Source organism: Treponema sp. R80B11-R83G3, from assembly GCF_054786115.1.
In genome coordinates, this window is sequence record NZ_BDHF01000317.1 from 1 (window position 1) to 860 (window position 860).

Sequence of the window (860 nt, forward strand, 5' to 3'; positions counted from 1 at the left end):
GGCCAGGGAATGCCACGGCTGTAGGGGCTGAAATCGCTGGAGCCTGAACTGTTGACCGCCTTTATCCAAATATAATAAGCGGTCTTATTGGTAAGTTCGGTCAAGACTGTCGTTGTTCCTGTAACTGTTTTTATTGGGGACTCAGGCGGTTGTTGCGCGGTGTTTACGTACACCTCATAATGTTCAGCGCCTTGAACCGCGATCCATAGCAAGGTTAACATTTCGTCTAAAGCCGATACCACAGGCGCGTCTGGAACATCAGGTTCCGCGCTGTTCTGGGGAATCCCGGCGACATTTTCCAATATTATTTCAACTTCCGTGGTCAGCGAGACATTGCCGTCAAAAACAAAAACGTACACATGCCCCGCCTCAAAACTGACAATGGACTCGGAGAACGCTTTGTAATCCGCTCCGGAGACCGTTTATTATGTGTGGATAAAAGCGAAAAACATTGTAGGCACAAGCGGCTTTAGCCTGGCGGCAAACGCGAAGCCTTCCGCTTTTGCGGTTCTGCCTGAAACGCCGGTTCTGCCTACGGTAACTCCCGGCTCAAGGGCGTTAAGCGTAAGTTGGACGCCCGTTGAGGGCGCTTTGTCCTACGAAGTGTGGACGGGTACAACCAACAATCCTGCAAGCGCCCAAAAAAATGGCGCGGATGTTTCAAGCGCGTCTGTAACGCTGACAGGACTTACCAACGAGACCACATACGACATTTGGATAAAGGCGAAAAACAATATCGGCGCAAGCGAATTAAGCCCTCGTGCGAGCGGAACGCCGTCGGCATTTGCCGCAATTCCGCCCGCGCCTCTGGTCGCGCCATCTGTAATTGCCGGAAGCGGACAGCTTACGGTAAGTTGTAA

The 860-nt window shown here is 52.0% G+C and carries 2 protein-coding genes; one reads left to right on the plus strand and one right to left on the minus strand.

All coding sequences use genetic code 11. The features are described from left to right. Positions 1-359 (minus strand): fibronectin type III domain-containing protein (locus ACYVRH_RS13580; RefSeq protein WP_461257424.1); only part of this gene is annotated, 359 nt, incomplete at its 3' end. Between the two features lie 70 nt (positions 360-429). On the opposite strand from ACYVRH_RS13580, the gene ACYVRH_RS13585 reads away from it, so the two are divergent. After that, positions 430-860: fibronectin type III domain-containing protein (locus tag ACYVRH_RS13585; protein ID WP_461257425.1), on the plus strand; the 431-nt coding region annotated here is incomplete at its 3' end.